The sequence below is a fragment of the Ensifer sp. NM-2 genome (assembly GCF_003024455.1).
In the GTDB taxonomy this organism is placed as follows: Bacteria; Pseudomonadota; Alphaproteobacteria; order Rhizobiales; family Rhizobiaceae; genus Ensifer; species Ensifer canadensis.
Window position 1 is genome coordinate 39114 of sequence record NZ_PVZR01000035.1, and the last position, 24888, is coordinate 64001.

Genomic DNA, 24888 nt, shown 5'->3' on the forward strand with positions numbered 1-24888 from the left:
GGCGCAAACTAAGACACGCGCGCCTTCGCGCTTCATCTTTAGGAAGTGCGGTATCGCCCTTGATCGGCAATTGGCTCGGCGGCTCTCGGTTGGCCAACAACAGGTGGCGGATGCTTCTTGATGGGGGTCTGTTCGCTAGTGCCTCGACAGTCGCATAATGTATCGACGGGTACTTGGGCGTGGCCTTGACCGTGACCGAGCCATAGAAGCCGGGCTGAAAGCCAACGCTCAAGAATCTCAAACTCCGAAACTCGCAGAATGACTGCAACGGAACTATATTGCAGTCAATGAAAGCGATTGCGAGGGTCTGACTATGGCTATCCTGACAGTCCGAAATGTACCTGATGAAGTGCACCGGGCTTTACGCGTCCGAGCGGCGATTCACGGCCGTAGCACAGAGGCGGAAGTCCGCAAGATTCTGGAACGTGCGGTAAAGCCCGAACAGCGTGTTCGCATCGGCGATGCCTTGGCCGAGTTGAGCGGGCGGCTTGGATTGACCAATGATGATTTCGAAGTGTTCGACCAGATGCGAGAGAAAGCGCCGGCGGAGCCAATGAGGTTTGAATGATCGTCCTGGACACGAATGTCGTCTCGGAGGCGATGAAGCCGGCCCCGGATTTGGCTATACGCAATTGGTTGAATGACCAGGTAGCCGAAACCTTGTATCTGTCCAGTGTAACGCTGGCGGAGCTACTGTTTGGCATCGCTGCGCTACCGGAGGGCCGGCGCAAAAAGGCGTTGGCCGACACGCTTGATGGCCTGCTCGAACTGTTCGACGATCGCGTGTTGTCATTCGACACTGCGGCCGCTCGGCACTATGCGGACCTTGCGGCAACCGCGCGAGCAGGGGGGAAGGGATTCCCGACACCTAATGGATATATTGCGGCTATTGCAGCCTCCAAGGGATTTACAATCGCGACACGCGATACGAGTCCCTTTGAGGCGGCAGGAGTCCCCGTCGTCAATCCTTGGAACCACCTATAGACTCGGCAAGGGGCGGGTCTCGGGTTCAACTGGGTTCAAGGCGAAGCATCGAAACTCACCTCGGAGACCGCAATGGGTGGTGAGAAGTCGCCCATGGCCAGCACACGGGACCGCCGAAATGGGGACGAAACTGTCATTCGAGCGAGGTGTTACCGTGCTGAAAGGAAGGCCGAGAGATTTGAAGCACATCTGCCACGAGGTCGGCGTTCCCACCCGCTATTTCACCATTCGTAAGTTGGCACCAAGCCGTCCGAGCGCACGCTCCGCTGCGCTGAGGCGAGTGAGCAGGCCCGTGATCGCGATTGGCGGAGATGGGGGAAGGGGAGGCGGCACAAACGCCTTGACGCGCTCGCCACCCACAGCGGTTTCCACGAAGCGACCTAGTCGCCCGTTGGTGTTGGGGTCGTTTCTGACCATATCCTTCCTGAGCCGATTGTTGTGCTGACGTCAAATTGCACGGCGTCTTAATAAACGAAACGGCATTTTTGTTAATTAACGCATTCGCTTAATTAACGATAGGGCAATCGAAGCTGGTTCGAATCCTCAAGGCGAGGGATTGGAGACATCGGGCCTGGGGCGGCATGTTGCCGGCTGCCGGTCGTCTCAGTCGGGTGGAGAGTTCGCGATACCCGCTCTTGATCGGAACGCCCGAGAAGCGCATCAACCGCGATACTTGGCCAGCTGACCCGAGCGTCTCCACGACCGTCTGCGAGGACACCCAACACAAAAAACGGACATTAGAGTTCTTGCCGCCTAGGTCTGGGATTGACCCGAAGCGGTCATCCGCCTTTTCGAGCGTGAGGTTGGGAAGCTAGTTGAAGGAGCCGATCCATCTCGGGATGCGAGTGGAGCACGGCTACCGGAACATTCGGCCCGTAACGATCTATTTGCTTGATGAAAATAGGTGCGTATTTTTTCTCGAAGTTCCAGATATAGGAGAGGAACTCGCGATCTGGCAGTGGCTCAGGACAACCATCAGCCATCGCTGGCCGAACGGAGCCGTAGAAACGAGAAACCCTCTTCAATAAGCCGAGGAGCGCGACCCGTCGGGGAACACGCACCCACAGAACTAGATCAGTTTGCGGCAATCTGATGTCGAAGGAAGACGCTCCACTGCCGTCCATAACCCATCGGCTCCGATGGACCATATCAGCGATGATTTCTCTCTGTTCCCGCGGATCACGCTCTACCCAGCCAGGAAGCCACCGCACATCTCGGTCGAGTGATTGAAATTCTAGGCCAAATGACTCTGCAATCTTGGCGGAGAACGTTGTCTTGCCGCCACCAGAACATCCAATGACAAGAACGCGCCCGACTGTCGCCAAAAGGTTAGCGGTTTCAGTCAACGATACATATCGAGGCATGCAAACTCGCCTTGCCGAAAGTTAGACCAACATGCGTGCGTGAGTCCGCTTATGCATTTTCTTTAACCGCTGCAATCAACAGCTGATGGAAAACAGGTTTAATCCAGACACCTCGCTTTCGATTTGCTTGAAGCCACGTGCAAGGTAGTAAGGCGAGTTGTCAGGCGTTGCACAGAGATAGCAAAATGCGTGTCCCCGCGCCGAAGCCTCTTTTCGAGCAGCGTCCATCAACTTCGCGGCGATACCGTTTCGTCGCATCTCCGGCTCAACCCAAAGAGCGGCAATCCACGGCGTGTATTGTGGCCGGTCATCAAGGTCATTTTCGATCAACAAGACTGATCCGACGTACTCGCCTTGCTCATGGGCGACAAGAGCGAGCGGAATGCCTTCGCCCTCAATCATTTGGTCAAGGTGAGCCCGATATTCGGCTAAAGACACTTCGCTCCCAGTCCACAAGCACGGTCAGCGATGATGTCCGCGCAAGTCGGAAGGGCTGTAAGATTGCAAATTTCCACTGAACATCCTCCGGAGCGGCTTTCGAAGCGACCGCAGGGTCACAAGGGTGTGTGGTATCGTGCAACACCCAGACGAGCAAGGGACGTCCGGTTCTGGCGCAATCAAGCCTTCCAGCCCTGTCGCTGGTGACGTGTGCTTTCGGGCAGCGGCCAAGTTGGTCTCTGCGGCCGAGTTGACGGCGCAAACCCGCCGTCCTGCGTAACGAATTAGTTGTCCGCTTCGGACTACCAAATGGTGTCCGTAGCCAAAGTGCACAGTGATTGAAGGGGCCGTTCTTCACCAGCGCGTTGCACGGCTTGTTGCTGCGATGTTCGCCTTTGGCGTCTAAGATCGCATAATGTATCGTTTGGAATAAGCACCTCGGCGCCGCTTTAAACGTTTCGAGAATTTTCAAAGCCATTGAACTGCTTCGTCGACCGCCAATCGCCACGCCTGATGTATCTAACATTATCGTTACAATTAACAGTAACGTACTTCCCCACCCCCCGTGCGCCCTAGGTAAACGATCTCACAGCGGCGATAGCTGTTGGGAGGAAGCTCAGCGAGGCTTTCGCAAACTGCAGTCTCTATCGATGGTGGCAGCGCCACCGCGAGCATCTCATCTGAATACAATCGGGAGAAGTGAGAATGCGAATTCAGCGATATTTATCTAGCTTGTCGATCATTGCCATCATTGCGGCCACTGCAATGCCCGTCCATGCACAAAGTCCACAGCCGCAAAAGGACGCGACGGAGGCAACGAAAGTTGCCAATGGCAAACTGCTGCAACAACTTCCTTTCAGCGACACGACTGATTTCGAGGATGCCAAACGCGGCTTAGTCGCTCCCTTGCCGAGCGAACTTATCAAGGGAGAGAGCGGGAACGCGATCTGGAACCCTGAACAGTACGGCTTCATCAAGGAAGGGGCCGAAGCGCCGGCGACCGTCAATCCTAGCCTTTGGCGGCAGTCGCAGCTCATCAACATGAGCGGCCTGTTTGAGGTAACCGACGGAATCTATCAGGTCCGCAACCTCGATCTTTCCAATATGACGATCATTGAAGGCACCGAGGGCATCACCATTGTCGACCCGCTCGTCTCTGCGGAGACGGCAAAGGTTGCCATTGACCTCTACTTCAAGAACCGGGGCACCAAGCCTGTGAAGGCGGTCATCTACACGCACAGCCATGTCGACCACTACGGCGGTGTGCGCGGCGTGGTTTCAGAAGACGACGTCACCTCCGGCAAAGTTAAAATCTACGCTCCGGAAGGCTTCCTGGAAGCCGCTGTGGCGGAGAACGTGATGGCTGGTACGGCCATGAGCCGCCGGGCAAGCTACATGTACGGCAACCTGCTTGCGCCCGACCCGAAAGGCCAGGTCGGTGCTGGACTTGGCACCACGACATCGGCCGGAACGGTGACGCTCATTCCTCCGACCAACATCATCACCAAGACCGGTCAGAAAGAAACAATCGACGGCCTCACCTACGAATTCCTGATGGCCCCTGGCTCCGAAGCGCCATCGGAAATGCTGTGGTACATCGAGGAGAAAAAGGCGATCTCGGCCGCCGAAGACGCGACCCACACGCTCCACAATACCTACTCGCTTCGTGGCGCCAAAATCCGCGAGCCTCTACCGTGGTCCAAGTATCTGAACGAGGCGCTCGTCATGTGGGGCGACAAGGCGGAGGTGATGTTTGCCCAACACCATTGGCCGACGTGGACCAACGAGAAGGTCGTGAACCTGCTTGAAAAGCAGCGCGATCTCTATCGCTACATCAATGACGAAACACTGCGCATGGTGAACCATGGGATGACTATGCGGGAAATCGCCGAGACGTTCAAACTGCCGCCTAGCCTCGATAATTTCTGGGCAAACCGCGGCTATTACGGCTCGATCTATCACGATGTCGCGGCCACATACGTGCTTTATCTCGGCTGGTTCGACGGCAATCCTTCGACGCTGCACGAACTTCCGCCGGTCGAAGCGAGCAAGAAATACGTCGAGTTCATGGGCGGTTCGGACGCCGTTCTGGATAAGGCGAAGAAGTCGTTCGAGGCGGGGGACTACCGCTGGGTTGCCCAGGTCGCAAACCATGTCGTCTTTGCCGATCCGAACAACCAGCCCGCCAAGGATCTCGTCGCCGATGCGCTGGAACAGCTCGGCTATCAGGCGGAGTCCGGACCCTGGCGCAACTTCTACCTGACGGGTGCGAAAGAGCTGCGCGAGGGTGTTAAAAAACTTCCGACGCCGAATACAGCGAGCCCGGACACCGTGCGTGCGATGTCGCTGGACCTGTTCTTCGACTATCTCGGCGTACGGCTCAATGCTGAAAAGGCCGGCGACGCTCACATCGTCCTCAATTTCGACTTTGGTGCCGACGGCAAGTATCTCGTCGAACTTGAGAACGGTGTCCTGAACAACACGAAAGACAAGCAGGCCGACGAGGCCGATGCCACCATCACCCTGACGCGAGCCGATCTAAACAGCATTGCGCTGGGGGAGACAAAACTCGACCAGGCCGTTTCCGACGGTAAGGTCAAGGTCGCCGGCGACAACGCCAAACTCGGCCAGCTCGTTTCAATGCTCGACAGTTTCGACTTCTGGTTCAACATCGTGACGCCGTGACAACCCAAATCTTCCTGCCGTCTTAAGGCGGCAGGAGGTCGCGCTTGTTAAGTGAGAGACCTGCTTGAGAGAGCGCACGCGAGTTCGGGAGGCTTGCTTCGGTTTAATCGAGCAGGCTCCCCGTTCGAAAAACGCATCGATGTTTCACGCTTGGTAAAGTCACGACTATTCGTCAGCAAAAGCCGACGCGATCTCCTTTTTAACCTTCTTAGCCGCCCGTTTTTTTACGGGCGCTCTCTCGAATATGGTCAATATCCTTTCGAGGGATTTATCTGCTTCGGCCTTTCGCACCGCGCTCTTTTTCATCGCTGATTTAAAGTCCGGTTCGCTTCCCACTGAATTGACGCTGCGAGGTTCGTCGGCGTGCTTTGACGTATGAGAAGCATCTGGTAACTGGAAACTTCGCTCAGGTATGGAACTGCTCGACGGCGTCATTATCCCCGCCAAGCTTCTCTCCGCAAACTTCCCTCCAGGTGTTGTATCAGGGGGAGGTGGACTATCAGAACGACCTTCAGGATGCCCAGTCGTGAAACTGGTTGCGTCATTGTTGACGTGCTGACTATTCGGCGCGGGCATTTGCAGCCACGCGCGTTTCGATAGTTCGTTATCGGCATAGTAGAAATTCCGCACCCGGAAAATTGGTTGCTGATTTCGAAGCTTGATGATGCACCGCGTCTCGTCCATTGAGCCGAGTTCGTCAGGGCGCATCAGGGGCCGCATCGTGGTCTTATGCGACATCGTGGCGCCCTTGCGATCAAACAGGGTCAAGCCCGTGGAAACGGCTTTGTCGACCGTCACTTCCTTCCGCTCGCCCAGCAGTTGCGAAATATACCGCTGATCCTCGGGATCCTGCGCTCCAAGGAAGATTTGAGCGCGGGCGGAGTTGACGAGCGTCTGACGGCCTTCGCGCGTGTAGACGTTGTCGATCGACCGGAGCGATTGGACAAAGAACCAACAGGGGATGCCGTAGCCGCCGAGGACGGTCGCGACGGTGAGTGCGTTCTCCAGCTTGCCGAGGTTCTGGAATTCATCAAGCAGGACGAGCACGCGTCGCTCGTCACGCGCCATCATGTTTCGCGACATGTAATCCATGAACTGGACCATCAATACATTGAAGATCGGGCCGATCAAGCCGATCTGCTGGATGCGGAAATCCAGATAAAGGCTCATATTCTGCCGGCGCATGGTGCGGATGTCGAACGTCGATCGCGCCGTCGCCCGCAGGATCCGATTGTTCTTGAACGGCCGCACCGCTGCGGCGAGCGAGCCATAGACACCATCGAATTGCTTGCTGGCCATGACGGCGAAGCGGGCGAGGGTGGTGTATGTAAAGGGACTAATCCATTCGGCGCGAAGCTTAGTATTGGCGACTTCCTCCAACCACTCACGAAGCGGCTTGTTGCCGCCTTCGATCACATTGAGGACCGTTCCAAGGTTCTTATCCTTGTCGGAGATATTCGGATTTTCCAGTACCCATGACGTAACGCCGGCGAAGAGTGCGCGGGCGTCGGAGATCCAGTAAGCGTCGCCCTTCGGCGTCGGCAAAAGAGCCGTCGCGATGGAATTGATGTCAATATCGCGCTGGTCGGGGTCGATCGCGACGAAGTCGAGCGGGTTGTAGCATTCCGTATCACCATTTTCGTCCGCCGGCGAGAAACGTAACACGCGCGAGAATTTCGAACGATATCCGGCCGTGGCCTCATAGGTCTCGCCGCGGATATCGAGCACGACGATGCTGTCCGGCCATAGCAGGCAGTTCGGCACGATCAGCGATGCGCCTTTGCCCGACCGTGGCGGTCCGATCACGAAGCCACCGACGTCGTCCCCGTCGATCCAGAGCTTCTTTCCGCCGAACAGCATGGGCTTCATGAACCGACGCCGGCCGGACCCGCGCTGCGTGAATCCGCCCGGAACCTTCATCAAGCTGCCGCCGATCCGACCGACGAACACGCCACCGTTGCGCGTGAGGCCAAGGGCGCGGGCCTCCTGCGTACTGAGAAAGCGAGCGTCGGTCGATTTCTTCTTGCCAGTTATGGCGGCAACAAACACAGCGCCACCGGCGAACAGGCCGGTCGTGGCCGCTATCGCCGGCCGATGCCAGTCACTGGCGGCGAGATCGAGCCGCGCCGCGCTATAGGATGCAAGGATATCGTCCTGCAGCGCCTGAAACATCCATGTCGAGTTGTCGAACGCATAGTTGAGGCCGGCATAAGCGAGCGAGGCGACGAACGAGGCTACAGCGGCGGCAATCGTCAGCCCGAACAGCAGGATTGCCGGGTTCATAGCATGTCCCCCTTGGTAAAGACGATTTCAGAGACGACGCGGCGACCATCCGGAATGCGCGAGAGCTGGACAACGACAGGGATGACTTCCTTGAGGTAGTCGATAATCTCCTGCTTCTCGAGCGCAACGCCGCTCTGCATGACCATGAGGGCCAAGCGGTCATAGCCCGAGCGCGCTGAGTTGGCGTGGACCGTTGTCAGCGATCCCGGATGGCCAGTATTGATCGCCTGAAGGAAGGAGAACGCCTCGGCGCCGCGAAGCTCGCCCAACATCAGCCGATCTGGACGCATGCGCAGCGAGGCTTCGAGTAGCTCCTGCGGCGTCACTTTGGCGCGGCCCTGGCCTCCCTTCGAGGCCAGCAACGCAACCGTATTCGGGGTGATTGGCTTCAGCTCGCGCGTGTCCTCGATGGTGACGATGCGCTCCTCTTCGGGAACCTCCTTGAGGAGTGCATTTAGGAAGGTCGTTTTGCCTGTCGACGTACCGCCCGATATGGCGATCGAAACTCGCGAGCGCACGGCAGTTTGAAGAAACTGCATGGCGTTGACCTCGCCCTTCATCATGGCTGCAAGCTCCTCCTCGGCCGCCGAAAGCCTGAGTTGCCGCCCGACCCTGGTGTGCTCGAACGCGCCACGGTTCTTGTAGACCTCCAGCCCTATGTCCTGGATGACCTGCTTGCGGATGGAGATCGCGCCGCCGTCGGGGGCGGCCGGCGGCAGAACACATTGGAAGCGTTCCCCGGTCGGGAGCGATGCCGACAGAATGGGATGCTCGTCGTTGACGATCTGGTTGGTGGAACCGGCAACGCGCTCGCTCAATGTCCGTATCCAGTCGGCGGTAAACTGCGCATCGAGCTGGCGTTCCATGCCGCTGACGCCGAGCCGCTCGATGAAGAGTTCGCCTGGCCGGTTGATCGAGATTTCGGAGACTCGATCATCCGAGAGATGTGGCTTTAACCGCTCCAGCGCCTTTTCGAGAAACGGGAACTGCTTCATTTGTGGATCGGCGCGATCGGATAATAGGGCGTCGAATCGACGTTGCGCCGGATTTGCCCGCCACGCTTCAGCCGCATCATCTCCTGCCGGACCGGATCGGCATAGAAGTCGGAAAAATCGAGATCGCGCCGCAGATAAACGATAATCGACTCGCCCTGGGCGACATAGATCGTCGGCGGGATCTTCGCGCTTTCCTTAAAAGCTTCGTTGGCAATGTCCTGAAGGATCGCCGATGACTTCTCCGCGGCGATCGAGCGCGCCTCCGCGGCCGTGCGGCTCGGTTCGGTTGTGATCGTCGTGACCGCGCCGGTGATCGGATCGACCGTCGAGATCGAACGGGCGCTTTCCGTCACCGTGTCGCCGAGCGCCGAAACATATTCCGCTGCACCGCCGATTACTGAAAGCATAATCGCGGAGCCGAACCGTTCCCAGAAATGCGTGTCAATCTCGCCGGTGAGCCCGGCGCGGCCGAGGCGGTCGGCGCCTGGCGATGCGATTTCGACCGAAAGACCATCCGACCGGATCACGCGGGACCAGACGATGAAGATGCGCTTCTGGCCGCGCGCCAGACCCGACTTGTATTCGCCGATGAGGCGCGAGCCCTTGGGAATAAGGATGCGACCGCCGTCGAGAGACCGGACATCCTCACGCACGACGGCGCGCACCATGCCGGGAAGGTCGGTATTAATCGCCGTCTCCAGAAACCCGCGGATCATCGTGCCCTGGGCCACAAGCGCGTCGGTCCGATCAAAGCGCGTCGCCTTGACGATGCCGGCCGTCTGCTTTTCAGATTGGGCGAGGAAGGCCTTGTTGGCGTCGCTTTCCGCGCCGGGAACCGCGACGAGCTGGCCGTCGTCAGCAACCGCCACCGAGTGTTCGCCGGCCGACAGGCTTTCGCCGCCGGAGCCGTCGACGATGATTTGCTCGGAGCGCAGCCGCTCCCACCGTGCCTTTTCCTCCTCTTCCCGGCGCTTGGCCTCCAGCTCGGCCAGCCGAGCTTCCTCTTCGGCGCGCCGGCGCGCTTCCTCCATCCGAAGTCGTTCTTCCTCGGCGCGGCGACGCGCTTCTTCGATCTGCCGCAACTTTTCCAGATCGTCGCCCGCGTTCACGGTAAGGTTGACCGCCGCGGACTCCACTGACTTCTTTTCGGCCGTCGGAATCTGCACCAAATTCGGATCGGCCGCCTGTTTTACCGGTTCGTCGGGAAAGTTGCGGATGCTGGAATTCGTCGTCTCGAAAGTCTCGCCTGAACCTTCGGTCAGGTTGGGGTTCTGCGGGTCGGTCGGCCAGTTGACGTAGGCAAGCACACTGGCGCCGACGAGAAGCAGGAGAGGGAGGGCGAGCTTGCCGAGGCGGCCGTTACGCTCACTCGCCACACTGCTTTGCCCGTCGAGGTAGTCAAAATCGATCTTGCTCATCGCTGGCGCTCCTCTTTGCGGTCGAGGCGCTTCGGTCCATAGGCGTCTTCGATGAGATCGAAGGATTGGCGATTGGCTTGCCGATTGTAGAGGCAAAGCCATTTGTCGCCAGCGCGCAGCGTGAACTGGCCGGCGATCTTGTCGACGACGACATACTTTCCCTGCATGCGCAGATTGACGAGTGATTCCCGGCGCTTGCCTTCGACGACGAAGATGGCCGGAATCTCGTCCGGAAATTCCAGATACATATGCGTGCCGTCGTCGAAGGCGACCCGCGGCTTCAGGCTGGTATCGCCGCGGAAGACGTAATCGTAGTTCAGCCGGCCCGGGTCGAGACCCTTCAGCAGGGGATCCTTGGCACTCTCCTGCGCGGCGGCCAACAGCTGGGCGTTGACATCCTCGTCGGGAAATTTGAACCGAACCTGAAATGCCGCCCGAAGGTCGGCCGCGGCCGAGCCCTTCAACAGAAGGGCGTAGACGCGCTGGTTGGTAACGATGTTGACGTTCGTTTCGGCGTTCTCGCGTAGAGGCTTGACGAAGAGGATCCCCGACCCCTTCTTCGGGACAATCGACCAGCTCGCCGTGTCGCCGGCCGAGATCGTCTCGATCACCTCGGAGCTTCCGAGCTGGATCATGGTCGAGACGCCAAGACCCGCAGGCACAGTCACGACGGCATTGTTGTTGAAGGTGATGTATCGGATGCGGGGATCGGCCGAGGCTGAGGTGGTCGCTAGGGCAAGTAGCGATAGCGCCGCGAATGAAAGGAGAGATTTCCGCATCAGCGCGCCGCCTTGTCCGCCGGCAGAACTTCCGGCAGCGATTCCTGATCGCGCCGATACTCGGTGGCCTGGAAGCCAAGCGGGTTGTCGAAGCGATACTCGTTCTTTAGCGGCGCGGTCGTATAGCGGAAGCGGACCACCGAAACCCAGTGTTCGCGTCGAAGGGTGTTGTCGCGCCGCGTCTCGGTTGAGAAGCGGACCGTGGCCGTGGAAGAGTTGAGGAATGAGACCGACTTTATGGTAACGGCGATCCGAGTGTTGCGGCCGAGCATCTTGTCCTTCGACTGCGGGTTCGCGGGCTCGAAGTCGTGACGGAGATCCGAGGCGGCCTGGCCGGTCGAATAGAGCTGGGCTAGATCGTAATTGTCCTTGAGTGCCCGAGGATCATACGTCTCGCGCGCCCGGATATAGCGCACGATGTTCGCCGTCTTGATGGCGTCGTTCTCGGAGAGCTTGCTCTCGTTCAAGGAGCGGGCGACTTCCACGAAGCCGGTGGTTTTGTCGGCAATCACCACCACGGCCTCGAACTGCTTCAGCGGCACCAGCAGATTGAGAGCCGAAAGGCTGAGCAATGTGGAAAAGCCAGCCACCGTCGCGACTGTCCAGGCGATTTTCCGCGAGCGGCGCTCCTTGCGATAGAGTTCCGCCTCCCATGATGCCCCGGCTAACCAGTAGGGGGTGAGATCGATCGGCGGGGTTTCGGGCTTGTTATCGGTTGGCTCTGTGTTGCTCATTGGGTATCCGATGGTCCGCCGTCTGCGGCATAATTAACTATAGTTTATTCACCAGGCCAAGTGATCACCTTTGCCGACCACATCGGTGCGGGGAGGGAGCCGGATAGCCTTGAATTCAGGAGTCGCTCAGCTCCGGCGCAGCGGTTAGGAAACTAGCTGCACCACTTCATCAGGGTCCTCTTCGAAGCCGTGTTCGTGAAATAGAAGGAGCGGTCATCCTTCACGTCGATCTTGACCGTGTCACGATCGCCGTCCGATTCATCGGAGCCGGCCTCGATCCACAAGACATCGAGAACAAAGGAGTTGCCTTCCTGTTTGACGGACAGAACTTTCCCGGCGGTCTTGTTCGCGCCGATCCCCTTGTCCTCGACATAGATGAACGCCGCAGCTGCGGCTTCGCAGCCGCCTTCAGCGGGCGCATAAGCGCCGATCATCACCGGCAAGATCGAGCTTGGCGTCTGCGACCACGCCATGCCGGGAAAAAGCAAGCCGATTGTTATTATCGTCGAGGCGATCTTCTTCATCAAAAAGCCTCCTCGTTCAAAAGCCGAACAAATTGCCGAGGCTGCGAACACATCCGGCGAGCGTGTTGTAAAGATCGATGCAATCCTCGGCAAACGGTTTGAAGAAGATGACGGCGACGATGAAGAGCAGGTAGCCGAGATTGCTGCCTTTCATCGATTCGATGCGAGCCTGCTCAGCCATCTCCTCGTTGATGCGATTTTGCTCGTGGAGAGCCGCCTGATAGCGGTGTGGATCATTCCAAGGTTGCATTTCGAGCCTCCTAGACGTTAATTATATTTAAGGGTCTCCGCAAATGGTCAACCTAAAGTTGCCCGTTCTTTTCTGTCTCTCGCTGGATTGCGCGGGCTCGTGCTGCGTGAACATCGGGCGACGTGCGGCGACGACCAAGGCCCCTCCTTAAGATTCGTGCGCGGCCGGTGAGCTGATATCCGGCACGGCGCAGAGATCCCCTACCACCTTGGAACGGGACATCGCCTTGGCCAGCTGCCACGCCGCCAGCAATCGCGGTGGCAAAAGCGGGGATGAACCGGAACACCACGATCCCCAGCAGGCAGACGATCACGAACGGCGCCACATAGGAGAGTTTGCTTTCCGTCGCGGTATTGTTAGCCGTGTTGATAGCCAGTTCGATGAGTTGGTAGAGGAAGGCAAGAAACGCCATCATCAAAGTCTGCGTCACCATCAGATTGACCATCAGCAACAGCCAACCTTCGGTGAAGCGGAAGGTCCAGCGATAGAGTGCCAGGATGATAAATACCGGCGCCAACGCCAGGGTGATGAACAGCATCAGCTTGGCGGCAAGGATCGCGGCCGCAGCGACCGCGATGAAGATCATCGCGACGACGAACACGACCGCACCGATCAGCGCCCCCACATATTCGAAGGTGCCGGTGGCAACCTGCTCATAGACCTTGCCCGCCGTTTCGAAGACGGCGTCGAGGATCTTCACCACTCCCGTCGTATCGTCGGTCCCACCATTGAGCACGCCGCCGGACCCAGCGATCGACTCGATAATCGTGTCGGAGATCAGGTTCGGCACGGACTGCACGAGCTTGTAGAGCGTGGCGGAGAAGGCGCCCCAGTTGGTCGCCATATAATAGATGAAGAAGGCTCGGCCGAGCCGCCAGGCCGCCTCCGGCACAGAGAAGCTGTCGCGGCCGGCAAGGATCATATAGCCCCACCACATGACATAGAGGGTGAGCATTGACCCGAACAGGACATTCACCTGAAGCGCAAGGCCCTCGTAGGTGTTCCGAATGAACGTCTCGCCTATCGCGTCCAGCTTGGCGAAAATGTCCGATATGATCGTGGTCGCCGCCATCCGTTCATTCCCCCAGGACAGGCGCGAAGACGTCGTTGACCGGCGATGCCAGACCACACAACTCCTCCGCCTCCACAAAACTCGATATCGGCGGACAGGGGGCTTCCTTTTCCCCCTTCGTCTGGCATCCGGCAACCAGCGCGAGACCAGAAAGCATTATCGCGACGAGCAAAGGCATGCGGCCTCACTTGAACGGGTTGACGTCTTTGTACTGCAGCATCTTGGCTGTCTCCGACTGCTGAGTGAGCCGCATCTGCATTTCTGTATTGAGCGCCGAAACCCCGCCGTTCGAGACACTGATCAGCTCATTGATCGTGCGCGCCGTTTCCAGCTGCATGCGGGTATTGGCGTCGACCGAACCCTTGACGTCTTCGGCCGAACCGATCTGGCCGGTGGCCGACTGAAGCGATTGCTCACGCTGCGAAACCCCTTGCGACGCCTGCTGGGTCAGCGCCGAGAGCAGGGCGGCCGTGTTGACTGTACCGGAAAAGGCATGGTTCATCGCCCCGGCATCCTCGCCTTCGATGATCGCCTTGACTTGCTTGACGAGCTGCAGCCCGTTGATCAGCGTCGCCGCGACGTTCTGTGCGTCGGAGCCAAGACCGCCGAATGACAGCGTGCCGCCGTTCATGATCGAGGGGAACGACGGCGCCGCCGAGACCGACATGTTGCCGCCGAGGCCGGTCGAAGAAATCCCCATCGACCCGTCGCGACTGCCGGACAGCGCGCCGAGGATCTCCTTGGTCTTTTCGAGGATGTTGGTGTTGGTTTTCATGATCTCGCCGGTGTTTTCGGCGTTCTTCCTGGCGATCGCCAGGTTCTTTTTATCGATCACTGGAACGTCGGCGAGGACCGGTGTCGAGAAGGCGAGGGCGGTAGCCACGGCGAACGTCTTTTTCATTGCAGACCTCCTTGATCGGCCGCGTTTGCGGCATTCTGGATGAAAAGAAGATTGTTGCCGATCGCGCCGTCGGTGCCTTGGGAGGACATGATCGTGGTTTCCGCATCTGCATCCACGACTACGGCGCAGCGGGGCCAGTCGTCGCGCGGCACCTTCACCTGTTCGAGGATCACCGGATCGCAGCTATAGGGATTGACCTTCGAATCCGATTTCAGGGTCTTGGCCGTTTCGGACGTCTTCGAAAGCCGCATCTGCATGCGCGCCTGCAATAGCTCATTGAAGAGGTTGCGGGCCGTGATCAGGTTGTTCAGCAGTTCGGCATTGAGGGCCCGCGCCTGAGTGTTGTCGTCCCACGCATCCTGATAGATTTCCGAGGCCCCAACGGACGCTGAAAGACTATCAATGCGCCGGCCCGCCTCCTGGACGCGTGCCGTGCTTGCATCGATGCCGGGAACGACGCGACCGACCGCGCCTACTGCCGCGCTATTCGAGCTGCGCGTAGCGCCGGAGCCATAGTCGGCATAGGATTTGAACGACGGCGAAGAAATGTCCTCGATATTCGAGCCGCCGGCATAGGCGTTGAACCAGGCATGGTTCCGACCGACCTTGCCGGCCCAGTTGCTTTGCTCCGAAGCAGTCGAGCCGTTGTACCAGGAGGCTAGGCAGGCATAGTCGGTGCTGCCGCATTTGTTTACGCCCATGCCGAGATATTTGACGCCGCCCTCGATGTTCTCCTCATTGATTTCGCGGTCGAAGCCCATACCCTTGCCGGTCTTCTTCGTCAGCTGCATGACGCCCTTCACACCGGTCGGAGAGCCTGAGCACGTCGAAATTCCGGACTCGGCGTGGGCCACAGACAAGGCAAGGCCGACCGGGACATTGTGCTTTTTCGCATAGTGCTTGATCAGCTCGACGTTTTTGGCATCCTCGTTCACGGCTTGCGCCGGTGAGCGGTAGAGACGGCGGTTTTTCTCCTTCTTTGAAATGTTGCAATTCGTCACGGTCTGCTCCTCGAGTTGGTGGCTTCGGGTTTCCCTGTCCTTTTCCGAATGCTCTTCGTCCTCGGAGCGTCTTTCCTCCACATCGTCGTCGTTGACAGGAACGTCGGCGAGCGCCGCGGGTGCAGTCATCAATGCGGCGGCGAGCAGGAGAAGGATCGTTCTACGCACCGGTCGCCTCCGGGAGGGTCCAGCCACAAAAATGTGGGAGCCAGGCGGCCGGCTCCTCGCCATAGCTCAGGCGTAGCGTCTGGCATTCGCGCACCGTTTCCGGCCGCCCGGACAACACCTTCACCAGATCGGGCATCGCCGACAGGTCGAGCCGAGCGATAATTGAGTCCTGTGCATGCTTGATCAGGAACGTGCGGCTCGCCTTGTCCGCCTGCTTGACGAAGCGGAACTCCTTATCCGAGAGCCCGAAAGCCTTGCGGTAACTCTCCTCGTCGGCGGAGGCGTTGGGGAAGAAGATGTTGGTCATCGTCTGTTCGATGATCGTGTTGCGCAGTTCTGAGCGCACCACGTCGGCTGCCGATTGCGTGCCGAAGCCGACGATGCCGTTCATCTTGCGGATCGTCTTCAGCCAATCCTTGATGAAGCCGGAGAAGACCTCATCATCGAGCAGCCGCCAGCCTTCATCGAGAAAGATCATCGACGGGCGGCCGTCTAGGATCTCCTGGATGCGGTGGAACATGTAAAGCAGAGCTGCCGATCGCGTACGCTTGTCGGAGAGGATCTCCGTCATGTCGAAGCCGATCAGCGAGCCAGAGAAGTCCAGTTTGTCGGCGGGATTGTTGAACAGCCAGCCCTTGTCCCCGGTAGTCCATTCCTTCAGCCGGTCGGCGAGGTCGCCAATGCCAGAGCGCATGCGCCCTCGCATGGCCTCGGCGAGCATATCGAGCCGGCGCTGTCTCCGGTCAAAATCTGTATAGATGCTATCAACCGCATCTGAGATGACGGCCATCTCTTCGGCATTGAGCACGCGGTCCGAAGGCGTGACCAAATAGGAGACGAGCGTCTTGCCAAAGCTTCGGTTGGCCGGCGTGTCTTCAAGCTGGAGCGGTGCAAAGCCAGTCGGCTCGCCCGGCGAAAGCCGTTCGTAGCGCCCGCCCATGGCGCGGACGAAAATCTCGCCGCCGCGGTCCTTGTCGATGAAGACGCAGCGCGGCCGTGGCTCGACACGCATGCCCTGCGCCAAGAGGAAGGAAAGCGCCACCGTCTTGCCCGACCCGGTCGGGCCGATGATGGTGAAGTTGCCGACATCGGCCTCGTGGAAGTTGAAGAAGTAGGCGGTTTGGCTGGTGGTCTCCAACAACGAGATGGGAACGCCCCAATGGACCTTATGCGTCTGGCCGGACGGGAAGTTATGCGCGGAGAATAGTCCGGCGAAGTTCACCGACGAGATCAGCCCTTGACGTGCGATATAGGAGAAGTTGGTTGGCAGTTGCGCCCACCAGGCGGCTTCCAGATTGAGGTCCTCGCGAACGGCGACAACGCCCATGCGCGCAAGTTCGGCAGAAACGTCGGCGACGGCACGGTTTAGCCGCGAGAGATCGCGCTCGAACACTGCAACCGTCATGTGGTGTTTTCCGAACACGACTTCGCCCGAGGCGAGCCGGTCGCGCGCCGTCTCGATGTCGTCTTCGACCACCGTGCCGCCATCGTCGGAGTTTGCGATCTGCCGGCTGATCGTCACGATCGCCTCCGTGACCGTTGTCCGATCTTCCGGCGCGAAAGAATGGGTAACGATGAATTCGTAAGGCAGGCGCAGCAGTCCGTCGAGCTGACCGGGCGTCGTCATCGGCGGATATTCCTTGATCGACACCATCGCCGCGACCTTGGAGGACGAGCCATCCGCCGACCAGATTTCTGTTGCCTTGCGGCCGAACATGATCCGCCCGGTCCCGATATAGTCGGCAAGCGACATGCGAGGCAGCGGCATTGTCCGCTCGTCGCCGGCGGCGAGGATCTTGGCTAAAAACTCGGCAGGCTCGGAATAAACACCGCCGTCACGGATAACGCAGGACAGAATTTCCGGGCGATAGGAGCGGAAGTCGCCGACGATACCAGAGACCATGTCGTTGAGGTCGCGCAACGCCTCGCTGCTGGCTTCGACCTCATTGTCAGCCATGCGGAAGACGTCGAACATGCGGTCGACCGTGCCGGCGCGCCCGGTCATAGGCCGCCGGATGACCGTGAGGTAAAGCTCATTAACGAACATTGTCCGGTGCTTCAGCCCGTCCATGTAGCGGGCGTTCAACTCGTCGGCGAAGGGATTATCGAAATCGCCGTCGATTGCCGGCACGACCTGGCGACGGATGATAGTGGCGTAAAGGGCAAAACGCGACGATCCGAGCGAACGAACCGTCATGTTGCGGTTGGCCAGGCGCGCATTGATCTCCGCCTGATCCATCGTCTGGTATGGGAGACCGGATAACCGGATTACCTGCAGCAACAGGCCGGATTTGGTGACGATCGTCGCTTCATCGACATGGCGGAGATACGGGACATGCGTGCCGATCCCCATGTCGCGGGCGCGTTCGCGCCCGAACTTCAAGTCGTGATTGACGATGTTCATGGGGCGTAGCTCCCCGCTTTCCAGAAGCGCCTGTTGCGGATCGCTCTGCGCATCGACAGGAACACCTGCACGACCCGGACGATGTGGATATCCCGCTGGCAAAGGTAGAGCGCGACGAAGTGGATCGGCAGGACGACCAGCGGCGCCAGGAAGTTCGAAGATGCGATGAAGATGACGATCCCAAAGATGCCGTTCACCACGAACACGATGATATCCACCCCGAAATACATTGGAGGCCTCGTCAGCGGCAGGATGAGCGGTTCGACATCGGGAGCATCGTCTTGCATATCAGAGGCCCGCCGAGGACTTCATAGCGTCGACCAGTTCGGCCGCACCGAAAATGATCGCAATGCCGATGATGATCGAAATTGCAACCTGCCAGGCCATGCGTCCGGAAAGGAACAGAAAGCCGAGGAAGCACACTGCGATGATCATGAAGGACCGTGCGACGTTGCCCTGCAGGACACCGACGAACCAGTCAAGAATGCCTTCGATCGGGGCCGCAGATTGCGCATAGGCGAATTCCGGCACCAACGCGGCGGGCGTCGCCAGCAGCGCCAGTGACAGAATAACTTTGCTTCTCGATCGCTGCATCATGGGAAGAATGTTCATTCGAATGTCCTTCGTATTTTTGAGAGGATGGAAGTCGGGGTGAGCGTCGTTACTCCGCGGTCCACACGTGTTCCTCGCGCCATGGGGAGGGCGCCAATGCGACCGTCTCTTTTCGGCGCCCGCTACCGCTGCGCTTTTCCAGGGCTGCCGACGCTTTTGCATTCAGCTTCCACCGGTTCATCACCTTGACAATGTATCGGGCGGTTTCGTTGAATTCGGGGATGCCACCCTTCTGGTAAACCCGCTCGGGACCGGCATTGTAGGCGGCGAGCATCAGCAGCGGATCGTCGAACTCCCCGTAGAGTTTTTTGAGATAACGCACGCCGCCACGGATATTGGATCGAGGGTCGCAGCGATCGGTTACGCCGTAGTCGGACGCGGTTTCCGGCATCAGCTGCATGACGCCGACAGCGCCCGCGTCGGAGACCTGATGTTTGCCGCCGGCGCTCTCGACGTCGACCACGGCGAGGGCCAGATCCGGATCTAAATCCTCCTCGGCGGCAATCGTCCTCACCATTTCCAGAACGTCGGCGGTGTCGACCGGTTCACAAGCATTCGCCGTTACGGTCGACGCGGAGATGAGGAGAGGAAGCAGGGTAACTTTCAAATTTTTGGTCCCAGGTTGATACACCGGCGAATAAACTATAATTAATTCGCATTCGATTCCTCTGTCAACCTGGAAATGGCCATGCATACGCTCATAAAGCAACTTCAGGTTATCAGCCTTGCCGTCACGCTTCTTTCCGTAAACGCGACGCTCTTGAGGGCGGACGGTGAGGATCCCTATGCGGAGCCGTCCCCGAATTACCTTCGGCAGTTCGTACAGGAAGGGATGAAGATGTTCGTGCTGGAGCGCTTCGACGCCGAGGGAAAGCTTGTGGCACGTTCCTTAGAAAAGGTGGAAGCCGAGGTCGGGATCGAAGGCCCTGTCAAGCGAACGATAGGGGGCCGCGAGATCAGCCTACGGGGCCTGAACGCCTGCCCGTCAGAAAAGGTTCTCTATAATCGTGTGCAGACATGGAGCTGTGTCGATGCCGCGCGCGATTACGCCAAGGCTGTCTACAACGGGCGCGCCAGCGTCATCCTATGTAAGACCCTGCTGCTATCACCGCCGGAGGGAGAAACAATACCAGCATCATGTTTCCTGCTCGTTGGCGGCAAGGGCGAGCCTTTCCGGACAGTGAACGACGATGACAGCATGGTCTTCCTTGGCCTGGCTGCAATCGGACGAACGCAAGATGGTCGTTCCCGGCGTCCTGACCTTGAAGAATCGCAATCTCTTTCCCAGTCCATGGGGTTTCGCAATGCGGACTAATCTTTTGCTTCTTATCGCTGTCAGTGAACAGCGGCTTCTGCTCAGGAGAAAACCACCGCGTTTGCTTTGGGCGCGAGTTTCGAGCAGTCGTTACAAGGTTTCTGAACCGCCTGCAATAAGCCTGCAAAGGTCGACCTCAAGCGCCTCGGAGATGACCGCAATTTCCCGAATGGTCAGATTTTTCCAGTCGCCCATCTGAATGAGTTCGAATCTGTTTTCGGCAACTCCAGTCAGCAGCGCGAGCTTGCGGGGACTCGTTCCTTTTTCCACCATTTGCTGTGCCAGGTGAGATACAATGTCTGCTGGACTCTCAATTGGCATCGCGGCCTCCCATTTTTCGCTTACGATACCGCTAAGGACGAGCTCAATTATTAGATGCAGGTCCTCGGCGGTTCACAAAGCAAACTATTACGCATGGTGGTGTAAATTATAATTTATGTCCGTGCTTTTTCGCGTCACGCTGCTGGACGAGATGCCTGCTATGTCCTGCGATCATCAGCCCAAGTCGCCAGTTCGGTGTAGGGTTCAGGATCGTAGACGTATTCGGCGGGGATTGCGGGCTGCGCCATCAATGAAAGATAGCGCCGGAGGTTTTCCTTGCTGTTGCTAGCGGCCAGCCCGTAGAAGTTCCCGCTATTCCACGTGATGACGCAATGCCTGAAATGAGCGTATACCGCTGCTGCCATCTCGGCTAACGTGACCTCGCTGTGGTGCATTGTCGCCAGCACCAGCTTGGACTTACGCTCTATTTCCTCGGCCCCGAAGTACCGGGACTTGAATCCGTAGTCCTTTTGAAACTCCCGCAACTGATACTCCCGGAGATCCGCCGCACGGAATTTCTCCACGAAGAGCAGAATCCCATCTTCCTTGAGATGCTGCGCGACGAACGCGATCTGCTGACTTCGGTTGGGTGAGTACATTTGGAATGTCGTATCTTCCAGGATGATATCGAAACCGCCAGTGAACGGCTCAAGGTGGCTTTCGGAATGGAGATGTTCTTTCGTCAATCGATGAAAGGGGCCGAGAAAGAAACTGGCGTGCGGCGGCTCGCCAAAAGCCAGGAAGCACTTGTAGTTTTCCTCGTTAGGGCTGCAGGACAAAGACTGGATCTTGCCTCGGCTCATCTCGGAAAGCGTGCGCGCCATCGTCCCTTCGGCGGTGCCGAGGCTATAAAGCAGAACCTTGGTCGCGCTCAGTTGGCTGTAGCGCAGGACCGCATGGGCCATACGGAATTCTTCCTCGAGACGATAGGGAATGCTGCCGTGATAATGCTGATCGAAGAAGCCCTGGCGGCGCGAATGCAATTCGACGAGCCGATGCAACAACGGGTCGTCGGGCAGGAGGCGCGTATCCACGGTCGGTTTGCGAACTGGTGCGCCACCATTGCCGGCGGCTGTCTCGGCGAAGAAACCGGCTAGATGATTCAAACGCGGGGCACGGTCGCATTCGGTGAAAAACTCTTTGAAATTTTGCATCGCAATACACCTAAGCAGATAATCAGAGGGGCGACGCTGCCAGCTGCAACGGCAGTGGCGCACAAATTTCATGCGCTTAGATTTGCCTTTCCGCGGGCGGCGCCTTATTCCAGGGGTAATGCCGGTTTCGGCAACGCGCTTTCATGCGAATGCCACTTTTGCACGAAAGTGCCACGATCACAACTGCGGGTTATCCAGAGTTGTTCGGCAGCTGATTCTATGATCCGGGTGTTTTGAAACGAATATTGAGGGATTGCTTCTCTTGACGGAGACGTTTGGCTTCCAGCCTGATGAGGTTCGCCGTTCTAATCACAAGACGGTCGTACACCAGCACATGGATTCCCGCGTAGGGGCTGAATGCCATTGACCCGATCAGGACAGCCCGCAGCCGGAACAATCCGGCGTCAGCGAGGGCTTTCGTGACGTCGCCCGCGAATGGATCGGGACCGGGGAGGCCAGCACGAGCGTGCTAACCATGCGCCTCCGTTCCCGGATGTTGCCCTTGATCTCCTTATGGGCCTTCACCCGTTTCGTGATCGCTTCATCGGAGTGGGGGCCGACATAGCTTCGCTTGTCCTTGCCCTCTGGGGTAGGGAGATCGAAATACCAGTAATCACGATCCTTCACGGTTAGGGTCACGAACCATCCCTCCAAGGAGAAGTCCGCCGCGAATTGCGCATCGAGCGTCCGCTGCGCCAACTCCGCGAACATCGTTCGATAGCTGATGTCGATCTCTTTCATCATTGACATGTCGAGCACGGCGGTGCTTTGGGGGCAAGTTCGGCCCGCTTCTTCGAAGCGAGCCCGCCTTGTGCCAATGATCTCGTCTTCGCTCAAGTGTCACGCTGGTCGAGGCGCAACGGCGCTGGCAAGGCTGGCTTCACTAACATTAAGATTGCACGCTAACGACGACAATGTTGGTGTGCGAGACGATGTTAGAGAGAGACATAAGCAGCCACCATGTTCAGTTTCCCGAAGCGTTGGAGCGCTACCTGGGAGAGCTTCTTCATGAGCGCATCGATGTCCGCCCATTCGAAGCCACGCGCAGCTTGCCGTCCTTTATAGGACGCACCTACACGCTCTACGAAGCCCGCATTCTTGGACGGCAATGCGTCATCGTTGCCAAGCTTGACGGCACAGGCACTCCAGCCGATATCGCCAAGCATATCGACATGGTCCGCAACGCCACCCACACGACGGTGGCGTTCGCCACCATGACCATCAGTGCGCACAACCGGTCGCGCCTCATCGGTCAAGGCGTTCCCTTTATCGTTCCAGGCAACCAGCTCTATATACCGGATCTGGCGATCGATCTGCGAGAGCATTTCCGTGCGCCACGCCACCGGCAGGCGGACGGCCTGTCCCCTGCTAGTATGCCGGCGAGTTCCGGCGTGATCATCCGTTGATTGCAATCATAGCCGCCCAGCTCGGGATCATGCCCGAGCAGCTCGAAACCATGGGGCGCGAGGCATAGCCTGTGATGGGCAATCGCGTCGTGTCTACCAAGAGCCTTAAATCTAGAACTCTAAACCGTCGAACTCCGGCAGTTTGCCCGGAATGTTAGCGGCCACGCTGACGAGCGTAAGGGGCTCGACGCTGTAGGTGGCGTAGCAACGAACCTGTGAAACCTCAACTTGAAGTCCAGTTTTCGCGGCGAACTTCACGGCAGCGTTAAACTCGCGCATCGCCTTAACCAGCCGTTCCTTGGCGCCGCGCTGATCGCGAGTTAGCGGAAATTCCAGGATGTTTGCCATTCGCTTCTCTCGCCTTCGTCCTCAGATCGCTCGCGTCATCACCTGAGCTGCGACTGATGCCAGTAAGGCCGCCAGTGCGACGGCCGTTCCAAACACAATCTTCATCCGGCGCCTGCGCTCGTTATCCCAATCATGCCCCATCCGCCCCGCTCCAACTGTTCCTGCCGTTGCGGTGATGATCAACCGTCTATGGCTCATTGAAACATCGCAGGTCCCCACGCGTTTACCACGAGATGGAGACGCGAGGTGTCTGATGTCGATCCACATGAGAGATATCGGCGAGGCGGTCTTTGGATTGTTCCATTGGTATCCTGCCGAAGTCGAGCCTGACCTAACCGACGATCAGCGTTTGCTTATTGAGGCTTACCGATCGGGTCAGGTACCGGAGGCCGCTTGGCAGGAGCACTTGGAACACGATCCGGTGCTTGCACAATATTGGCGGAAGCCGAGGCATTGAACCTGATTGCATTCCGCGTGGTTCTGCTGGCTCTAATCAGATTGCCAACGCCAGCAAAGTCGCGCCAATGATCAGCAAACCGGAAACCGTCAATGCCACGATCATCAGTAGATCGTGATCGTAATCCTTTTTCTCTCGCTCTGTGTGACGCATTTCAGCCTCCTCGCGTCGTTGCCACTAGGAAAACGCCGCTCCTTGGCTGAAGTTGCAATTACGCACGGCGGCCTACTACCACCTCGCGTTCTTTTCACCTTCGATCATCGCTACCGCGTCAGCTTCCATGGCGCGGCACATGGTCACTTATTCGGCCAGCAGCTCAGCGCGGACCGGATCCTCATTGCGCAGATCGTCGACCATCAAAACCAAAGTGGCGTAGCATTCGCAGAGACTGAGGGAATGCCAGCCATGGCGGCGAGGGCGTGTTGCTCACATAACGCTCGAAAAGCCGGCTCTGTTGCATATCAATCAATGCTCGCAACGCTGGAAGCCTCAATTTCAGACGGGATCTACCGATCCTTTCAAGGTCCATAGGGGCCTGATGCCTTGCCCCCACAGCCGACGCCTCGCGAGCTTTACTCGGCTCAGGGTTTCCCGGCCGACTACAAGATCGATTCCGATATCAATGGCCGCCCTTTCCCAAAGAACGTTCAGGTCTCGTGCGTCGGCAATTGGGTCTCACCTGCGGTGGCCGCTGCAATCGGTCCCTGGCTGCCCTCGAAAAGCGCGTGGCACCGGCATGATTCAGTTTCTCACCTCGGGCAGGGCAACATCAACGTTGTCGCAGGATGCCGGCTTCCTTGGCGGCGGCTTCAAACGCCGCCCTTGCTTGCGCGCTAGGGACTATTCCTTTGGCGGCATCCAGGCATTCCTTCCGAGCTGTTGCGTAACTCGCGCTCTTGGTGTCGGGCCAGGACTTCATCAGGAATGCGACCGCCTCTCGGGCGCTCCTAATGACGTGAAAACGATCGTCAATCTTCAACTCAACATTTTCATCCCAGATGGTGATCATCGCGTCCTCCGTTGGGCAGGCTTCCCAAAAACGCATATTAGAGGGATCTGTTCCAAGGGCGCGATCCTGCCGAATTTTTGGGTGGCAGGATGAGGCTCTTCCCCGACATGTGGCCCTTCGGCGACTTGCCGCCGCACTCCTTCGATTTCATCATGGCCGATCCGGCCTGGAACTATCGCATGTACTCGGAAGCGGGTGAGGCGAAGTCTCCGCAGGCCCATGGAAGTCCGGTGGATTCCACCACTCCCCCGGCCCCTGATAAAGAA

25 protein-coding genes and 2 pseudogenes are annotated in these 24888 nt (G+C 58.3%); 5 read left to right on the forward strand and 22 right to left on the reverse strand.

The window, feature by feature from the left end:
• The first annotated feature begins 313 nt into the window (after positions 1-313).
• Together C6558_RS36515 and C6558_RS36520 are read left to right on the forward strand one after the other, a co-directional pair.
• Complete coding sequence (locus C6558_RS36515) at positions 314-568, forward strand: plasmid stabilization protein (protein ID WP_107028625.1); 255 nt, start codon at positions 314-316, stop codon at positions 566-568.
• Entirely contained in the window at positions 565-984 is a 420-nt protein-coding gene (locus tag C6558_RS36520) for a type II toxin-antitoxin system VapC family toxin (RefSeq protein WP_107028626.1), read from the forward strand. Before C6558_RS36515 ends, C6558_RS36520 begins: the two co-directional genes overlap by 4 nt.
• 243 nt (positions 985-1227) lie before the next feature.
• On the opposite strand, the pseudogene C6558_RS41250 reads toward C6558_RS36520, so the two are convergent.
• The 3 genes and pseudogenes from C6558_RS41250 to C6558_RS36535 form a co-directional block, all read right to left on the reverse strand.
• Positions 1228-1401 (reverse strand): annotated as a pseudogene (locus tag C6558_RS41250) (Fic family protein); the annotation flags it as partial.
• Between the two features lie 362 nt (positions 1402-1763).
• Positions 1764-2348, reverse strand: coding sequence for an AAA family ATPase (locus tag C6558_RS36530; RefSeq protein ID WP_107028627.1), 585 nt, complete (start codon positions 2346-2348; stop codon positions 1764-1766).
• Positions 2349-2423: 75 nt separating this feature from the next.
• Positions 2424-2786: a GNAT family N-acetyltransferase gene (locus tag C6558_RS36535; protein ID WP_256371997.1), complete on the reverse strand. Its 363-nt coding sequence runs from the start codon at positions 2784-2786 to the stop codon at positions 2424-2426.
• 765 nt (positions 2787-3551) lie between these two features.
• Between C6558_RS36535 and C6558_RS36540 the strand changes: the two genes are divergently transcribed.
• Positions 3552-5471: an alkyl/aryl-sulfatase gene (locus tag C6558_RS36540; RefSeq protein WP_305765389.1), complete on the forward strand. Its 1920-nt coding sequence runs from the start codon at positions 3552-3554 to the stop codon at positions 5469-5471.
• A 165-nt stretch (positions 5472-5636) separates the two neighbouring features.
• On the opposite strand, the gene C6558_RS36545 is transcribed toward C6558_RS36540, so the two are convergent.
• From C6558_RS36545 to C6558_RS36610, 14 genes are all read right to left on the reverse strand, one after another.
• Positions 5637-7754 (reverse strand): type IV secretory system conjugative DNA transfer family protein, encoded by a 2118-nt coding sequence (locus C6558_RS36545; protein ID WP_107028629.1) that lies wholly within the window; start codon positions 7752-7754, stop codon positions 5637-5639.
• Positions 7751-8749 carry a P-type DNA transfer ATPase VirB11 gene (gene virB11 / locus C6558_RS36550; protein WP_107028630.1) on the reverse strand — a complete coding sequence of 333 codons (999 nt, stop codon included), beginning with the start codon at positions 8747-8749 and terminating at the stop codon, positions 7751-7753. The genes C6558_RS36545 and virB11 overlap by 4 nt, the downstream gene beginning before the upstream one ends.
• Positions 8746-10167, reverse strand: a complete 1422-nt coding sequence (gene virB10, locus C6558_RS36555) for a type IV secretion system protein VirB10 (RefSeq protein WP_158269002.1) — start codon at positions 10165-10167, stop codon at positions 8746-8748. The genes virB11 and virB10 overlap by 4 nt, the downstream gene beginning before the upstream one ends.
• Positions 10164-10946: a TrbG/VirB9 family P-type conjugative transfer protein gene (locus C6558_RS36560; protein WP_107028632.1), complete on the reverse strand. Its 783-nt coding sequence runs from the start codon at positions 10944-10946 to the stop codon at positions 10164-10166. The genes virB10 and C6558_RS36560 overlap by 4 nt, the downstream gene beginning before the upstream one ends.
• On the reverse strand, positions 10946-11680 hold the full coding sequence (locus C6558_RS36565; protein ID WP_107028633.1) for a virB8 family protein: 735 nt from the start codon (positions 11678-11680) through the stop codon (positions 10946-10948). The genes C6558_RS36560 and C6558_RS36565 overlap by 1 nt, the downstream gene beginning before the upstream one ends.
• Positions 11681-11832: 152 nt before the next feature.
• Positions 11833-12204 (reverse strand): hypothetical protein, encoded by a 372-nt coding sequence (locus C6558_RS36570; RefSeq protein ID WP_107028634.1) that lies wholly within the window; start codon positions 12202-12204, stop codon positions 11833-11835.
• A 16-nt stretch (positions 12205-12220) separates the two neighbouring features.
• Complete coding sequence (locus C6558_RS36575; protein ID WP_107028635.1) at positions 12221-12454, reverse strand: hypothetical protein; 234 nt, start codon at positions 12452-12454, stop codon at positions 12221-12223.
• A gap of 52 nt (positions 12455-12506) precedes the next feature.
• A complete protein-coding gene (locus tag C6558_RS36580; protein WP_107028636.1) occupies positions 12507-13526 on the reverse strand; it encodes a type IV secretion system protein in 1020 nt (339 codons plus the stop codon).
• Between the two features lie 184 nt (positions 13527-13710).
• Positions 13711-14427 (reverse strand): type IV secretion system protein, encoded by a 717-nt coding sequence (locus C6558_RS36585; RefSeq protein WP_107028637.1) that lies wholly within the window; start codon positions 14425-14427, stop codon positions 13711-13713.
• Positions 14424-15596, reverse strand: a complete 1173-nt coding sequence (locus tag C6558_RS36590) for a transglycosylase SLT domain-containing protein (RefSeq protein WP_158269003.1) — start codon at positions 15594-15596, stop codon at positions 14424-14426. Before C6558_RS36590 ends, C6558_RS36585 begins: the two co-directional genes overlap by 4 nt.
• Positions 15589-18000, reverse strand: a complete 2412-nt coding sequence (locus C6558_RS36595; protein ID WP_107028639.1) for a VirB4 family type IV secretion/conjugal transfer ATPase — start codon at positions 17998-18000, stop codon at positions 15589-15591. The genes C6558_RS36590 and C6558_RS36595 overlap by 8 nt, the downstream gene beginning before the upstream one ends.
• Positions 17997-18287 carry a type IV secretion system protein VirB3 gene (locus C6558_RS36600; protein ID WP_057210336.1) on the reverse strand — a complete coding sequence of 97 codons (291 nt, stop codon included), beginning with the start codon at positions 18285-18287 and terminating at the stop codon, positions 17997-17999. Before C6558_RS36600 ends, C6558_RS36595 begins: the two co-directional genes overlap by 4 nt.
• A 1-nt stretch (position 18288) precedes the next feature.
• Positions 18289-18612, reverse strand: coding sequence for a TrbC/VirB2 family protein (locus tag C6558_RS36605; protein ID WP_057216055.1), 324 nt, complete (start codon positions 18610-18612; stop codon positions 18289-18291).
• Positions 18613-18661: 49 nt separating this feature from the next.
• Positions 18662-19129 carry a lytic transglycosylase domain-containing protein gene (locus C6558_RS36610; RefSeq protein WP_245449327.1) on the reverse strand — a complete coding sequence of 156 codons (468 nt, stop codon included), beginning with the start codon at positions 19127-19129 and terminating at the stop codon, positions 18662-18664.
• Between the two features lie 171 nt (positions 19130-19300).
• On the opposite strand from C6558_RS36610, the gene C6558_RS36615 reads away from it, so the two are divergent.
• Positions 19301-19927, forward strand: a complete 627-nt coding sequence (locus tag C6558_RS36615) for a hypothetical protein (RefSeq protein WP_107028642.1) — start codon at positions 19301-19303, stop codon at positions 19925-19927.
• A gap of 90 nt (positions 19928-20017) precedes the next feature.
• On the opposite strand, the gene C6558_RS36620 is transcribed toward C6558_RS36615, so the two are convergent.
• The 3 genes and pseudogenes from C6558_RS36620 to C6558_RS36630 all read right to left on the reverse strand — a co-directional run.
• Complete coding sequence (locus tag C6558_RS36620) at positions 20018-20248, reverse strand: hypothetical protein (RefSeq protein WP_146160961.1); 231 nt, start codon at positions 20246-20248, stop codon at positions 20018-20020.
• Between the two features lie 158 nt (positions 20249-20406).
• Positions 20407-21402, reverse strand: coding sequence for a class I SAM-dependent methyltransferase (locus C6558_RS36625; protein ID WP_107028643.1), 996 nt, complete (start codon positions 21400-21402; stop codon positions 20407-20409).
• Between the two features lie 337 nt (positions 21403-21739).
• Positions 21740-22146 (reverse strand): annotated as a pseudogene (locus tag C6558_RS36630) (hypothetical protein); the annotation flags it as partial.
• 188 nt (positions 22147-22334) lie between these two features.
• Between C6558_RS36630 and C6558_RS36635 the strand changes: the two are divergent.
• A complete protein-coding gene (locus tag C6558_RS36635) occupies positions 22335-22808 on the forward strand; it encodes a hypothetical protein (protein WP_146160962.1) in 474 nt (157 codons plus the stop codon).
• Positions 22809-22919: 111 nt separating this feature from the next.
• Here C6558_RS36635 and C6558_RS36640 read toward each other — a convergent pair whose 3' ends face one another.
• Positions 22920-23156 (reverse strand): hypothetical protein, encoded by a 237-nt coding sequence (locus tag C6558_RS36640; RefSeq protein ID WP_057210353.1) that lies wholly within the window; start codon positions 23154-23156, stop codon positions 22920-22922.
• 1226 nt (positions 23157-24382) lie between these two features.
• A complete protein-coding gene (locus C6558_RS36655; RefSeq protein ID WP_107028646.1) occupies positions 24383-24622 on the reverse strand; it encodes a DUF982 domain-containing protein in 240 nt (79 codons plus the stop codon).
• Positions 24623-24888 lie beyond the last annotated feature (266 nt).